This window comes from Collinsella sp. AM13-34, assembly GCF_003473055.1.
Taxonomy (GTDB): domain Bacteria; phylum Actinomycetota; class Coriobacteriia; order Coriobacteriales; family Coriobacteriaceae; genus Collinsella.
On record NZ_QRLE01000005.1, the window covers coordinates 82,075 to 96,190 of the forward strand.

Annotated in this window: 12 protein-coding genes, 2 tRNA genes and 1 pseudogene; 6 read left to right on the forward strand and 9 right to left on the reverse strand. The window is 61.8% G+C overall.

The features are described from left to right. Window positions 1–29 precede the first annotated feature (29 nt). From cobI to cobM, 3 genes are read right to left on the reverse strand one after another with little or no spacing between them, the layout of a single operon-like run. A complete protein-coding gene (gene cobI, locus DW151_RS03050; RefSeq protein WP_118225779.1) occupies window positions 30–719 on the reverse strand; it encodes a precorrin-2 C(20)-methyltransferase in 690 nt (229 codons plus the stop codon). Beyond that, window positions 712–1,896 carry a cobalt-precorrin-5B (C(1))-methyltransferase CbiD gene (cbiD, locus tag DW151_RS03055; protein WP_233543320.1) on the reverse strand — a complete coding sequence of 395 codons (1,185 nt, stop codon included), beginning with the start codon at window positions 1,894–1,896 and terminating at the stop codon, window positions 712–714. Before cbiD ends, cobI begins: the two co-directional genes overlap by 8 nt. 1 nt (window position 1,897) lies before the next feature. After that, window positions 1,898–2,689 carry a precorrin-4 C(11)-methyltransferase gene (cobM, locus tag DW151_RS03060; protein ID WP_118334396.1) on the reverse strand — a complete coding sequence of 264 codons (792 nt, stop codon included), beginning with the start codon at window positions 2,687–2,689 and terminating at the stop codon, window positions 1,898–1,900. A 511-nt stretch (window positions 2,690–3,200) separates the two neighbouring features. Here cobM and DW151_RS03065 point away from each other — a divergent pair. The 6 genes and pseudogenes from DW151_RS03065 to DW151_RS10725 form a co-directional block, all read left to right on the forward strand. Beyond that, window positions 3,201–4,127, forward strand: a complete 927-nt coding sequence (locus DW151_RS03065) for a sirohydrochlorin cobaltochelatase (RefSeq protein WP_089571781.1) — start codon at window positions 3,201–3,203, stop codon at window positions 4,125–4,127. Window positions 4,128–4,271: 144 nt separating this feature from the next. Beyond that, window positions 4,272–4,805, forward strand: a complete 534-nt coding sequence (locus tag DW151_RS03070) for a hypothetical protein (protein ID WP_089571779.1) — start codon at window positions 4,272–4,274, stop codon at window positions 4,803–4,805. A gap of 4 nt (window positions 4,806–4,809) precedes the next feature. After that, window positions 4,810–6,381, forward strand: a complete 1,572-nt coding sequence (locus tag DW151_RS03075; protein WP_147351752.1) for an ABC transporter substrate-binding protein — start codon at window positions 4,810–4,812, stop codon at window positions 6,379–6,381. Between the two features lie 22 nt (window positions 6,382–6,403). Continuing rightward, entirely contained in the window at window positions 6,404–7,426 is a 1,023-nt protein-coding gene (locus DW151_RS03080) for an iron ABC transporter permease (protein WP_117637717.1), read from the forward strand. Between the two features lie 12 nt (window positions 7,427–7,438). Beyond that, window positions 7,439–8,743, forward strand: coding sequence for an ABC transporter ATP-binding protein (locus tag DW151_RS03085; RefSeq protein ID WP_233543322.1), 1,305 nt, complete (start codon window positions 7,439–7,441; stop codon window positions 8,741–8,743). Window positions 8,744–8,772: 29 nt separating this feature from the next. After that, a pseudogene (locus tag DW151_RS10725) lies at window positions 8,773–8,997 on the forward strand (DDE-type integrase/transposase/recombinase); the annotation flags it as partial. Window positions 8,998–9,000: 3 nt separating this feature from the next. Here the strand turns inward: DW151_RS10725 and DW151_RS03095 are convergent. The 6 genes from DW151_RS03095 to DW151_RS03120 form a co-directional block, all read right to left on the reverse strand. Then, entirely contained in the window at window positions 9,001–9,612 is a 612-nt protein-coding gene (locus DW151_RS03095; protein ID WP_158571645.1) for a TetR/AcrR family transcriptional regulator, read from the reverse strand. 116 nt (window positions 9,613–9,728) lie between these two features. Further along, entirely contained in the window at window positions 9,729–11,036 is a 1,308-nt protein-coding gene (locus tag DW151_RS03100) for a lysylphosphatidylglycerol synthase transmembrane domain-containing protein (RefSeq protein WP_055250433.1), read from the reverse strand. Window positions 11,037–11,186: 150 nt separating this feature from the next. Continuing rightward, a tRNA-Glu gene (locus DW151_RS03105) sits at window positions 11,187–11,263 on the reverse strand. Between the two features lie 22 nt (window positions 11,264–11,285). Continuing rightward, window positions 11,286–11,362 (reverse strand) — tRNA-Glu (locus DW151_RS03110). Between the two features lie 127 nt (window positions 11,363–11,489). After that, window positions 11,490–12,884: a CCA tRNA nucleotidyltransferase gene (locus DW151_RS03115; protein WP_118334402.1), complete on the reverse strand. Its 1,395-nt coding sequence runs from the start codon at window positions 12,882–12,884 to the stop codon at window positions 11,490–11,492. 164 nt (window positions 12,885–13,048) lie between these two features. Continuing rightward, the gene (locus DW151_RS03120; protein WP_118334403.1) at window positions 13,049–13,981 is read right to left on the reverse strand and encodes a 1-phosphofructokinase family hexose kinase; all 933 of its coding nucleotides are present in this window, start codon (window positions 13,979–13,981) and stop codon (window positions 13,049–13,051) included. Window positions 13,982–14,116: the final 135 nt, after the last annotated feature.

Here is a 14,116-nt window from a genome sequence, read left to right on the forward strand (position 1 = left end):
TCAGTGAACGCTATGCAGGAAACCCTCATCTAGCGCACCACCATCGTCGAGAAGTAGCTGCCCCGATCGGGCACATCGTCGACCGAGCGGTACACGCGCTCGCCCGGAAGCCCACAGTCCTCTACGAGCTCGGCACCGTCGAAGGCGCCCTCCTCGCGAAGGATGCGCTTCGTGTCCGCAAGCGAGCGGCGCGCCTTCATGACCACCTTCGTCCCCGGCCAGCCGAATGCGCGGCGCACGTCGTCGTAGCCGCCGGGCACGATGTGCAGAGGCGACGACATCTCGGGCGTGAGGTCGCGCTCGAGCGCTGCGGCGACCGCGCAGAAGCTCGGCACGCCGGGAATGGCGCGCGCCTCGAACCCGCAGGCGCGCACGTCGGGCGCTATGCGCTGGAAGGTGGCGTAGATGCTCGGGTCCCCCAGGTTCAGCAGCGCGACGTCGCGGACCGCATCCAGATGCACGACAAGCTCGCGAACAAGCGAGGCATGCTCGGCCGTGCGGCGCTCGGCGTCGCGCGTCATCGAGAATCGCACGGGGATCACCGTCTTGCCTGTAAGGTCGACGGCGCCGCGCACGATGTCGAGCGCGACCATGGCCCCGTCCGCCGTCTGCGGTGCGGCGATGACCGGACACGATTCGATTGTGCGGACGGCCTTGATCGTGAGCAGCTCGGGGTCGCCAGGCCCCGTGCCCACCCCGTACAGCACGCCTTTACTCATACGTAGCCCCCAATTCCCCGATAACTGCATCGGCGCCCGACGTGCGGAAAAGCTCTCGGCGCTCGGCGTCGAACACGACCGCGGCGATGTCGCATGCGCCCGCCGCGCGGCGGCGCAACCTGTCATCGATTGCCGCAGCGAGCGAGGCGCGCGCAGCGTCCCCCACGCCGGCGGCCTCGATTACCTCGAGCGCCGCCGTGGTCGTGACCGACGACATGATCTCGCGCACGGTCTTCGCGCCAGCGCCGGCCAAGGCCGCGTGGGCGGCCAGAATCTCCGCGCGGCAGTCGGCGGTACGCGAATGGGTGTCCATGATGCCGCCCGCAACCTTCACCAGCTTGCCGATGTGTCCCACAAGAAGGACATTGGTAAATCCCTCGCGAACGCAGCAATCAATCGCATCGCCCACGAAGTTGGAGATGAAGACCACCGGCGCACCGTTTAGGTGGAAATGCCCCAAGATGAACTGCCCGCCGTAGTTGCCGGGCGTAAGCACGACTCCGCGTCGCCCCATAGCCGCATGCTGCCGGATCTCGAGCTCGATGCTGTCGCGCAAGGCAGCAAGGCTGCGCGGCTCGACGATGCCCGTCGTGCCCAGGATGGAAATGCCGTCCTCTATCCCCAGGTGCGGGTTGAAAGTCTTTTCGGCAAGGGCAACACCCTCGGGTACCGAAATCGTCACAGCAATATTTCCAGAAAAGCCGTGCGCGGCGCACACCTCGCGCACCGCCGAAGTGATCATCGCGCGCGGCGTCGCGTTGATGGCGGCCGCCCCCACCGGCTGCTCGAGCCCGGGCAACGTCACGCGCCCCACGCCCACGCCGCCATCGACGGAAACTTCCGATTCGCGCGCGGGCACGCCCTTGCTGCCCGCAGCGCCCGTGCCCGACCCCGCATGTTCCACGCGCGCGTACACGAGCACGCCGTCGGTCACATCGGCATCGTCGCCTGCGTCCTTTCGCACGGCGCACTGGGCGCACCCCTCGCCGATGCATGCGTCGACCACGTTCGCCTCGACGGGCAGCCCGCCGGGGGTGACGATCGACACGCGGCCGACGGGCTTTCGTGACAAGAGCATCTCGCAGGCCGCCTTCGCCGCGAGCGCGGCGCAGCTCCCCGTGGTGTAGCCGCAGCGCAGGCGGGTCGTCCCGGTATATATGTAGTGCTCGAAGGCCACGCTAGCTGCTCGCCTTCCGATACCCTGTGGCAAACGAAGGGTCGTAAAGCTTGCTGCGCTCGTACGACTCCGCTTGCGCGCCGTTGTGCGCAAGCCCGCCGCGAGCTCCGAGCACGCGGCCCACCACCACGAGCGCCGTGCGGTCGATGCCCTCTCGCGCGCCCGCATCGGCGAGCGTGCCCACTGTGCATCGCACCACGCGCTCCTCAGGCCAGGTCGCCTTGTACACGAGCGCCGCCGGCTCGTCGGAGCTGCGGCCCGCGGCCAAAAGCTCGGCGGAAAGCTCGGCGAGCATACCCGAGCTCAGGAAGATGACCATAGTCGAGCCGCTTTCCGCCATGGTGCGCATGCCCTCGCCCGCGGGCATGGGGGTGCGCCCGGAAAGCCGCGTGATCACGACCGACTGGCTGATTCCCGGCAGCGTGTATTCCTGGCGAAGCGCCGCCGCGGCACCGCAAAAGCTCGACACGCCGGGCACCACCTCGTAGTCCACGCCGCGCGCGTAGAGCGCGTCCATCTGCTCCTGGATGGCGCCGTACAGGCACGGGTCGCCCGTGTGCAGGCGCACCACTTCCTCGCCCCGCGCATCCGCCGCGCACATCACGTCGAGCACTTCCTCCAAGGTCATGTGCGCGCTGTCGTAGACGACGCAGGATTCCTTGCACTCGGCGAGCAGCTCGGGGTTCACAAGGCTCCCCGCCCAAACGACCACGTCGGCCGCGCGCAGAAGACGCGCCCCGCGCAGCGTGATAAGGTCGGCGGCGCCCGAACCTGCGCCAACGATATAAATCATCCGAGCCTTCCCTTCCCGTTTCTCATCGCAACCGTTTACGCCGACCTTCGCGCAGCAGGCAAGACACGGCGCCCGCAGCGGCAATCGGCGCAAATACGTAGGCAGGAGGCGCAATGCCGCCCGCCCTGGCTTTGACACGCCCACAAACGCCCACTATCATAGTGGTAGTTTCGGCAACGAGCATATGACAATCGAATAAAAGGAAATGACCGGCGCGGCGCCCACACAGCCCGCGCTGGCTTGCGGAGGGAACCAGGTGGGAATCCTGGGCAAGGGACATTACTGTGTAGGACGCGCGGGCGAACCGCCTCGCGCCCCAAGCCAGACTGCTTCGCCTTTTCCTCACGGCATCGCCGTGGCGTTATCTCCTTGTGAACCCCGAGGAGTGCGCTTCCCTTTCGAATGCAAGAAACAGGCGCGCTATCCCTTTGAGGACGAGCGCGCTTTTCTTTCGCTTGTGCCGATAAGCAACTGTCGCCGGGGGACCGGCAAACCGAGGAAAGGGAAAACCATGTCCGACCAGATGTCACGCCGCGGCTTCATGGGCGCCGCAGCAACCGGAGCCGTCGCGCTCGCCGGATTCGCGCTCGCGGGCTGCTCCAGCACCTCCGCGAGTCCCGAGAAATCGAGCGAAAAGGAGAAGGCCGTGAAGCCGGTCATTCTCGTCACGAGCTTCGGCACGAGCTACAACGACTCGCGCCACATCACCATCGGCGCCATCGAAGACGCTATCCGCGAGAAGTACTGGCAGGACTACGACATCCGCCGCGCCTTCACCGCGCAGATCATCATCGACAAACTGAAGAAGCGCGACGGCATCACGATCGACAACATGACCGAGGCGCTCGACCGCTGCGTGGAAGACGGCGTGAAGGAAATCGTCGTGCAGCCGACGCATCTCATGGCTGGCCTGGAATACGCCGACGTGAAAGACGAGCTCGACAAGTACGCCGACAAGTTCGACAAGATCTCGCTCGGCGACCCGCTGCTCACCTCCGACGACGACTACAAGAAGGTGGCCGCAGCCATTAAGGAGAACATGGCGTCCTTCGACGACGGCAAGACGGCGCTGTGCCTCATGGGCCACGGCACCGAAGCCGATTCCAACGCCGACTATGCTAAGATGCAGGAAGTGTTCAAGAACGAGGGCTTGACGCAGTTCTTCGTCGGCACCGTCGAGGCTGAACCGACCTGCGAGGATGTTATCGCCGCTGCGAGCGCCGCAGGGTACAAGAAGGCCGTGCTCGCGCCGTTCATGGTGGTCGCGGGCGACCACGCGAACAACGACATGGCAGACGAGACCGACCCCGACAGCTGGGCTGCGAAGTTCGTGGCCGCCGGCTTCGAAGTGACGTGCCTGCTCCAGGGTCTGGGACAGAACGCCGCGGTCGACGACATCTACGTCTCGCACGTGGACGACGCCATCGCCAAGCTGTAAACTCGCCGCGCACGGGGGCGCCGGTCGCGTCCCCGTGCAACGGGCATGCGCCTTCCCCGACCGACGGCGCATGCCCGTTGCATTCGCATCCCGCCCGCCCACCGCACGGCGCGGGCGGTAGAAGCGATTGAAAGGAACCCCTCCATGTTGAAGAAAACCCTCGTCTTCGCCCTGTCGGCGGCGCTTCTCGCGTTCTCGCTCGCCGGCTGCGCCGGAAATTCAAGCGACAGCGCAAAGGCAAGCAATACCGATTCCCAGGAAAAGACCGAGCAGGCGGCCGATGCGACCGAGGGCGCAAGCGCTGCCCCCATCACCGCCGACAAGGTGGCCGACGGCACCTATCCGATCACCGTAGATTCCAGCTCGAACATGTTCAGGATTGTGGACGCCCAGCTCATCGTGGAAAACGGCTCCATGCACTGCGTGATGACGCTTTCCGGCACGGGCTACGGCAAGCTCTTCATGGGCACGGGCGACGAGGCTGCCGCCGCGAGCGAGGCCGACTTCATCCCCTATGTGGAAAACGCGGAAGGCAAGTACACCTACGACGTGCCCGTTGATGCGCTCGACGAGGACACCGCCTGTGCCGCGTGGAGTATTAGAAAAGAGCAGTGGTACGACCGCACGCTTGTGTTCGAATCCGCCGGCGTCGATCTGCGCGCCGACGCACTGAAGTAACGCCATGCGGTTGATTCTCCCCAAGGGGGAAAACAGGAAGCGCCACAGCATCGCGGCGCGCGCGATCACCTGCGTTCTCGTCGCCCTGCTCGCGCTTCCCTTCGCGGGGTGCAGTGCGAGCCCGAACGCGACCGGTGGCACGGCGGGCTCTCAGGAATACACTGTGAATGTCTCGCTTTCCGGCGGGTCAGGGCGCGCAAGCATCGCCTCACCCACCACAATTGTGAAGGATGGCGACACCTACACCGCGACCATCACCTGGTCGAGTTCGAACTACGACAAGATGACCGTCGACGGCGTGGACTACGCACCCGTAAACGACGGCGGCAACTCCACGTTCGAGATACCCGTCACGCTCGACGAGGACATCGCCGTGTCGGCCGAGACCGTCGCCATGTCGACGCCGCACACCATCGACTACACGATCCACTTCGACTCATCCACCATGAAGGAGAAATCGGGCGAAGAAGCAAGCGGCGGCTCCCCTGCGGGAACGGCTTCAAGCGCCGCGGCCGACTTCCACAACGCCGATTTGGGCTGTGGCTGGGAGCCGACGGGGGCGCTTCAGCTTGAATACGCCGAGCACTTCACTGTCGACGAGTTCGAAGGCGGTCTGCGGCTTATCTGCGTTTCGAATGGAGAACGTTTCCTCGTGGTGCCGCAAGATGCGAAGGTACCTGATGGGTTGAGCTCCGACATCGCGGTCATAAGGCGCCCCGCCAACAAGGTGTACCTCGTGTCGTCGGCGACGATGTGCCTAGTCGACGCGCTCGATGCGAACGACAATATCATCATGTCGGGCACGAAGGCCGACGACTGCTCGGTCGTGGGCTTCAAAAGCGCACTCGAAAGTGGGGCGATCGCCTACGGCGGCAAGTACAGCGCGCCCGACTACGAGCGAATATCGGCCTCGGGCTGTACGCTCGCCATCGAGAACACCATGATCAACCACACGCCCGATGTGAAGGAAAAGCTGCAGAAGCTCGGGCTCGTCGTGCTCACCGAACAGTCGTCGAGCGAGCCCGAAGCACTCGGGCGCGTCGAGTGGATTAAGCTTTTCGGCGTCCTATTCGACAAGGAAGACGAGGCCGCGCACCTGTTCAACGAGCAGAAGGCCCGCGTCGAGCAAACGTCGGGGCTCGCGTCGTCAGGTAAAACCGTGGCGTATTTCTACATTAACTCGAACGGGGCCGCCGTCACGCGGCGGGCGGGCGACTACGTGGCGCAGATGATCGAGCTTGCAGGCGGCAGCTACGCGCTCGATGACGCGCAGACGGCGTCGACGTCAGGTTCGTCAGTAACGCTCGAAATGGAGCGCTTCTACGCGGCAGCGAAGGATGCCGACATCATCGTCTACAACGGCACCATCGACGAATCGGTTGCCACCTTGAACGACTTCGTAGGCAAAAACGCGCTATTGTCGCAGTTCAAAGCCGTGAAGAACGGCAACGTCTGGGTCACAAGCGCCGACATGTACCAGCAGATGACTTCTACCGCCGACATTATCGACGAGCTGCACGGGGCGTTCACCGGCGATGACGCGAGCGACTTCCATTATCTGAGGAAGCTCGGTTAGCGCCATGAGAAGCCGGCTTTCCATGGCATACGACGAATCGGGGCGCGCCGCGCGGTGTCGCGTCGTAACGGCGCTGCTCGCTGTTGCCCTTATCGTGCTCGTCGGGGCCAACCTGTGCATCGGGAGCGTGCTCGTGCCCGCAGACCACATCCCCGGCATCCTTTCGGGCGGCGCGGCCAATTCCATGGAAAGCCAGGTCATCTGGGAGATTCGCCTGCCGCGCGTGCTTTCAGCCGTGCTTCTCGGCGGGGCACTTTCGCTTTCCGGGTTCCTGCTGCAGACGTTTTTCAACAACCCCATCGCCGACCCGTTCATCTTGGGCGTCTCCTCGGGCGCAAAGTTCGTCGTCGCGCTTACGATGATCGTACTTCTAGGCGCGAACCAGGCCATGTCCTCGCCGGCCATGGTGGCCGCAGCGTTTCTGGGCTCGCTTATCACCATCGGCTTCGTGCTCCTCATCGCACGGCGCATAAGTTCCATGGCCATGCTCATCGTGGCGGGCGTCATGGTGGGATACATCTGCTCGGCGGCGACGAACTTCCTCATCGCCTTCGCCGACGACCAGTCCATCGTGAACCTGCACAACTGGTCTTTGGGTAGCTTCTCGGGTTCGAGCTGGGACGACATCGCGGTCATCGCGGTCGTGGTGATCACCGTGAGCGCATGCGTATTCGCGATATCGAAGCCCCTTTCCGCCTTCCAGCTGGGAGAAGCCTACGCGAAAAGCGTCGGCGTGAACGTCGAACGCTTCCGCGTGGTGCTCGTCCTTCTAGCGAGCATGCTCTCCGCCTGCGTGACCGCGTTCGCTGGTCCGGTGTCGTTCGTAGGCATCGCGGTTCCGCATCTCGTGAAGTCGGCGCTAAAGTCGTCGAAGCCCATCCGCGTGATTCCTGCGTGCTTCTTGGGAGGCGCCATCTTCTGCGCGGGCTGCGATTTGATCGCGCGCACGCTGTTCTCTCCCGTCGAGCTTTCCATCAGCGCCGTCACCGCCATCTTCGGCGCTCCGGTGGTTATCGCGCTCATGTTGAAGAAGCGGGTGAGGTAGATGGGGGAATTCGTGCCGCGGCCCAAAACGCTCGGAGGGGACATTCCATGCTTAGACAGTCCTGAGCTCGCACGAAAGCGCCAGAAGGCACTTTCGGCTCGTGCGGAACTGCGCGCGGAACGCCTCTTCCGAGCGGAGCCGAACCTCGAAACTACGGTCGAAACGCAGGCTGACGGAGCGCCGCTTTTCCACATAAGCGACCTGTCGGCGGGCTACGACAAGAAGGTCGTAGTCGAAGGCGTCGATCTGGAGGTTCGCGCGGGCGACGTCGTGGCGCTCATCGGGCCGAACGGCTCGGGCAAGTCGACCATCTTGAAAACCATCACACGCCATCTGGCACCGCTTGCCGGCGCGGTCGAGCTCGACGGGCGGGAGATTTCCCGATGGAAGACGGCGGAGTTTGCAAGGAACCTTGCCGTTATGCTGACAGATCGCCCCCGGACCGAGCTCCTCACCTGCCGCGATGTCGTAGAGGCGGGAAGGCACCCCTACACCGGGCGAATGGGCACACTCTCGCCCGACGACCATAGTCGGGTCGACGAGGCCATGAAAACCGCACATGTGAAAGAGCTCGCCGAGCGCGACTTCATGCAGATAAGCGACGGGCAACGCCAGCGCGTCATGCTCGCACGCGCCATCGCGCAGGATCCGCGTGTGCTCGTGCTCGACGAGCCCACGTCATATCTCGATATCCGCTACCAGATCGACCTGCTGCGAATACTTCGCCACCTTGCGAAATCGCGGAATGTGGCTGTCATCATGTCCATCCACGAACTCGAGCTCGCGCAGAAAAGCGCCGACAAGGTGATTTGCGTGAAGGACGGCCGGGTCTTCCGCGCCGGCGCACCCGAGGACATATTCACGCGCGAGACGATTGGCGAGCTCTACGGCCTTCAACATGGCACCTTCAACGAGCGCTTCGGCAGCGTGGAAATTGGACGCCCGCACGGCGATGCGCACACGTTCGTCATCGCCGGCGCAGGTACGGGGTCGGCTGTGTTTCGCCAGCTCATCCGGCAGGGCAAGGCGTTCTACACGGGCGTTCTGCACGAAGGGGACATCGACTGCGAGCTCGCGCGCGACCTGGCGGCGGAATGCGTGGCCGAGCGCGCCTTCGAGCCGATCGGGGATAGAACCATAGCCCGCGCCAAAGAGCTCCTCGTCCACTGCGCGCGCCTTATCGTGTGTCCCGCCGCCTTCGGCACCATAAACGCCCGCAACGCAGAGCTCGTCGAGTTCGCACGCTCGCACGGTATCGAGGTCATGCGAGCGTGCGAAGGCGCATCGGAGGATTCCCAATTGGGGTGGAAAGGATAAACTGGACTTTCTTTTAAGGATCCTCAGGCTACAGCTCCTACGCCGGCGAGGTCTACAAGGCGCCGGAGAACCTCGTAAACAGGAATTTCCACGCCGACGAGCCCAACCTGCTGTGGCTCACCGACATCACCGAGTTCAGGCTCCCGGGCGGCGAGAAGGTCTACCTGAGCCCGGTCATCGACTGCTTCGGCGGGATGCTCGTCGCCTGGTCGATCGGGCTGCACCCCGACAAGCGCCTCGCGAACTCAAGCCTGCGCCTAATCCAAGCGAGATTCCAGACTCGACAGGCCATTGAGAGTCAGGTCGTTGGCGACCTCCGAGACGCGCTCGATAGGAACCGAGCCGTCAGACAGCGCCCATGTGCGATAGATTCCGATAATACCCGACAGCAAAAACGCCAGATAGTAGTCGAACATCTCGTCCTTGAGACCTTGGGGCAGCAGATCGCGCTCGGCAATCTCGTGCTCGAGCGGCGCACGAAGACGAGCCATAAAATCATCGAGCGGAATGTTCTCGATCAGCTGACGATTGAGCACCAGGTTGTTGCACAGCGCCTCGTTAACGGTTTTAAAGAAGGTCGCCGCCGCGCCCAGGGCGCGCTCGTTGGTGTCACCGTCCATGGAAGCAAGCGTTTTCTCGACCGAGTCGACAATCATCCCCACCACATCGACGGCAATGGCATCGAGCAAGCCATCAACCGTACCAAAGTGCACGTAGAAGGTTTTACGGTCGACATTGGCCTCGCGCGCGATGGCACTCACCGTAATGTCTGCCAGCGGCTTTTCCATGAGCAAGCGCTCAAAAGCGGAAAGGATGGCATTGCGGCTGCGAACGATACGGCGATCAATACGCGGTTTACTGGTGGCCATGGGTGTGTCCCTTCGATATGCGAGCATTCATCAACAGATGAGAGATAATCTACGTAAGAGGATTATCCCCCATACAGCTCAAATATGCCCCGCATCATGAAGAACGCACGACTGCCCTACCGCGACTTAGGGTGCTTCTTCTTATTGAGCGCCGACGGAGATACGCGGATACCGTCGCCCGTCTGGCGCACATAGGCTTTATGAGCCGGCTTAGCGGTCCCAGAAGCCTTCTGAGCGTGCTTCCTGGGATCAACGGTAACAGCATTCGTGGGGTGCGGCTTAGTGGGCGCAGAGGGCGTCTGAGGCTCGCGGCCGAGCTTGCGCATCACGCGATCCCAGCGCGCATGGATGCTCTCGTTGTGGGCGCTCTTAAGGCCCAGCAGGGGCGCAGCCAAAATGGTCGGCGCGATAAACGTAATGAGACGCCACAGCAGATAGCCGGCGGTCGAAGCCGACCCAAAGAAATGACCCAAGAACAAAGCAAAGCCGCCCTCAGCGCCACCAGTTCCACCGGGCAAGGGAACCGCAGAGCTCAGCAGCTGGACAAAGGCGCTCGCGGCCATGACCGAGAAAAAGTCGACCTCGTGGTGGCCAAAGGCGAGCATCAGAAAATACGGCACCAGATAGAAAAACGCGAGCTGCAGCATGGTGATAAACACGGTGAGCAGCATGGAAGAAAAATGTCCGGCCGAAAGCTTGAACTTCTCGGAGAAGGAGTAGATCTCGCCATCGACAAACGAGCGCCATCCATCGATCTTAGTGGCCGAGACACCTATGCGCTCGAGCCAATTGATGATGCAATGGGCGACGCGCGTGACGGTCTTAGGCATGAGCGCGACGGCGAAGATGCCGAGCAGGATGCAGCAGTGACCGCCAAAACTAAAGACGCACAGCAGCGTCATGTCGCCATAGCGCTCGGCAAAAAACGGCATGCGAGCAAGCAATAGGATAGCGCCCCAGGCAACGAGGCCAAACTGATACACAATAAATCGGGTGAACTGCGTGGCACCCGCTTCGCCCACGTTTTGGCCCGCTTTGGTCAGGCGGTAGATCTGGGCAGGCGTAGAGCCCATCATCATGGGCGTCAGGTTGCCAAAGAAGATGCCACTCGCCTCGACCGAGATCAGGTCGCGAATGCCGACGGGTGAATTGGGGTCGAGCCAGACGGCGATCGCATAGGCCACAATGCCAAAGAACAGATACATAAACATGCAAAGACACGCGACAACGAGCCAGGGCGCCTGGACGCTCGACATAGCAGCCCAGAACTGCCCCATCTGCCCGGTTACCACCAGATAGACGATATAACCCACCAGCACAACGCCGATAAAGATTGCGCCGCGGCGTGCGCTCTTATTGTCATCGCCGCCCGAGGCCTCAACCTCGACCTGGGGCTTGGACGTATGCTGAGAGGACTCCGTCATGAGACTCCTTCTAACAGTCAAAATATCTTGGTTATTGTACCCGTAAGGGCCATAAGCAGAACGCAAAGCTCTTGTTCAAACGGGAATGACAGACAGTTGTTTGATAATAAAAAACCCGGCCTTCCGTGGAAAGACCGGGTATCAGATGCGTGGTAGCCCGTACCAGATTCGAACTGGTGATCTCCGCCTTGAGAGGGCGGCGTCCTAAACCGCTAGACGAACGGGCCATAGGCCTCGGCAGAAAAGAAGTGGTAGCCCGTACCAGATTCGAACTGGTGATCTCCGCCTTGAGAGGGCGGCGTCCTAAACCGCTAGACGAACGGGCCACATGACATCTGCACTGCCGTGCTGCGAGGAAATATATTACGGGACAAAAAACATCAGCGCAAGAAGAAATTCCAAATTGCCGAATAATTGTCGACAGGTTATGGAACGCGCAGGTCAACTAATTAGCTAATTCAAGTTGAGATGAACCAAAAGGGTTTCGCGATCGTTGGGGATGTTGTCCTCGATAACGGCTTCGAGGGCGGCGTTGAGTAGCTGGCCTAGCTCGGGCCCCGGCTTCACACCGGCACGAATCAAGTCGCCGCCGTTGATAGCAAGCATCTTGAGCGAATAGGGCTCCCCCGCCTCCAACAAATCATGGGCGAGTGAGCGCATCTCTTCGATCGTCTCGACGTAATAGAAGCACGACGGCGCCTTGCCCAGCGTGTCGGCACGCTTAAGGTCCATAAGCTCGTCCATCAGGCGCGGCGTATCGACGCCCTCGCCCGAAAGCAAGCGCATCATATTGAGCAAGCAGGAGCGCTCGGGGCGCAGCGGCTTGTCGTGGTACTTAATGAGCAGGCACACGTCGCGGACCAAGTCGTGCGAAAGCGCCAAGCGATCCATGATGGCGCGCGCCTTCTTGGCCCCGAGCTCGGGGTGACCGTAAAAGTGGCCGCTGCCCGCATGGTCGACCGTAAAGCAATCGGGCTTGGAAACGTCGTGCAAAAACGCCGCCCACATTAGGCTCATTGAGGGTGTAAAGCCGTCGCACAGCGCCAACTCCCCCGCCACCGTCAGCACACGGGCGATATGCTCGTAAACGTTAAACGCATGATAGACGCTGCGTTGATCAAACCCGCGAGCGGACGCGAGCTCGGGCACGGCGGCGCAAACAAGCTCGGGGTAGCGCAGCATCGCGTCTCCCCCATGGCCGGTCGAAAGGATACCCTCGAGCTCAATGCCCACGCGCTCGCGCGCCACAGCATCGAGCAGCGGCGCGCACTCGGCAAGCGCCTGTTTAGTCTTAGGCTCGATCATAAAATCCAGACGGCAGGCAAAACGCACCGCGCGCAACATGCGCAGGGCATCCTCGTTAAAACGACGCTTGGGATCTCCAACGGCGCGGATGAGCTTGCGGTCTAGGTCGCCCTGACCATCGTAGCGGTCGACAAGACCACGCTCGGGATGCCAGGCCATAGCGTTAACGGTAAAGTCACGACGCGCCAGATCGTCCTCAAGCGACGCCGCACGCTCCACACTCTGGGGATGGCGGCCGTCGGTGTAAAAGCCGTCTAGGCGGTAGGTGGTGACCTCAATGCGCTCATCATCGCAAATAGCCGTGATGCCGCCAAATTTTATGCCCGACTCAACCACGGCAATATCAGCCGCTTCGAGCGCCTCTTTGGACTCCTGCCACAGGCCGCTGCAGCACATGTCAACATCGTGGCTGGGGCGTCCCATCAGGGCATCACGTACCCAACCGCCCACGTACCAAGCCTCAAGACCTGCTGCCTCAAGCGCACGCAGGACACGGATAGAGGCATCGGTCGGCTGCGTACCGTTGAGCGAAACATTGCACATGCCTATGGCCTCCTGCGACTATCAAATTGGCTATCGATTGCGTCTGCAAGAAGTCTAGCAAGAAACAGCCTCCACTGCACACGCAAGTCCGATAAACAAAAACGCATCCGTCCTGGTCTAAGACGGATGCGAAATAATTGAACTATTCAGGCAAGGTGCCGGAACTAGCAAACCTGACGGATTGCAATACCCTTCTGATACTCATCGACCTTGGCAAAATCGCCCAGACCCGGGCACTCGACCACGTTGGCGCCGGTGGCCATCGAGAGGCGCAGGGCGTCCTCGACGCGCTCGGGAGCGTCGTGCCACACGGACAGGAAGGCGGCCAGCGAAGAGTCACCGGCGCAAACGGTCGACAGCAGATTGACCTCAAAGGTACGGTTGGCAAACCAGATGTGCTCGCCGTTGGAGAAGTACGCGCCGGCGCCACCCAGGGTCAACAGCACGTTCTTGGCGCCCTTGGCATGCAGTTCGGCCATCGCGCCCTTGACAGACTCGTCGTCGCCACCGCTCACCTTAATGCCAAAGATGTCGAGCAGCTCGTCGTCGTTAGGCTTAATGAGGAGCGGCTCCATAGCAATGAGGTCGGCCAACTGATGGCTCGAAATATCGAGCACGAACTCGGCGCCCTTTGCCTTAACGCGGCGAAGCACCTCGGCCAGGAAGCCCTCAGAGGTGTTGGGGGGCAGCGAGCCGCTAATGACCAGGCAGGTCATGTCGTCAAGTGAATCGATGAGCTCAAACATCTCCTGCTCGTTGGCAGCGTTGATGGCGGCACCGGCATTGACCATGTTGTACTCGGTGTCGGGACCGGCGTTGAGGAACACGTTGACACGCGTGATGCCGTCAGTCCATACGGGCTTGACGGGCACGCCAAGGGCCTCGGCGCCCTTAACGATAAACTCTCCCGAGAAGCCGGCGAAGAAGCCCAGGATCGTGGTGTCGACGCCGTAGTGGTCGAGCGTAAAAGAGACGTTGAGACCCTTGCCGTTGGGGGTGTAGACAGCGTTACGGGTGCGAGTGACGGTGTTGGCGGACAGGCCATCGCAGGAGATGTTGTAGTCAATAGCGGGATTTGCAGTGAGCGTATAAATCATGAATGTTCCTTTCACGAAGCAACGTGTTAATGAAAGTATATTCCACACATCGGTAAAAGGCTAGGACAACTCGGTAAACGGTGTGGAACGCGTGAAGCGCGGCTCCGAGGTTCGAGTGGGACAAAAAAACGGCGC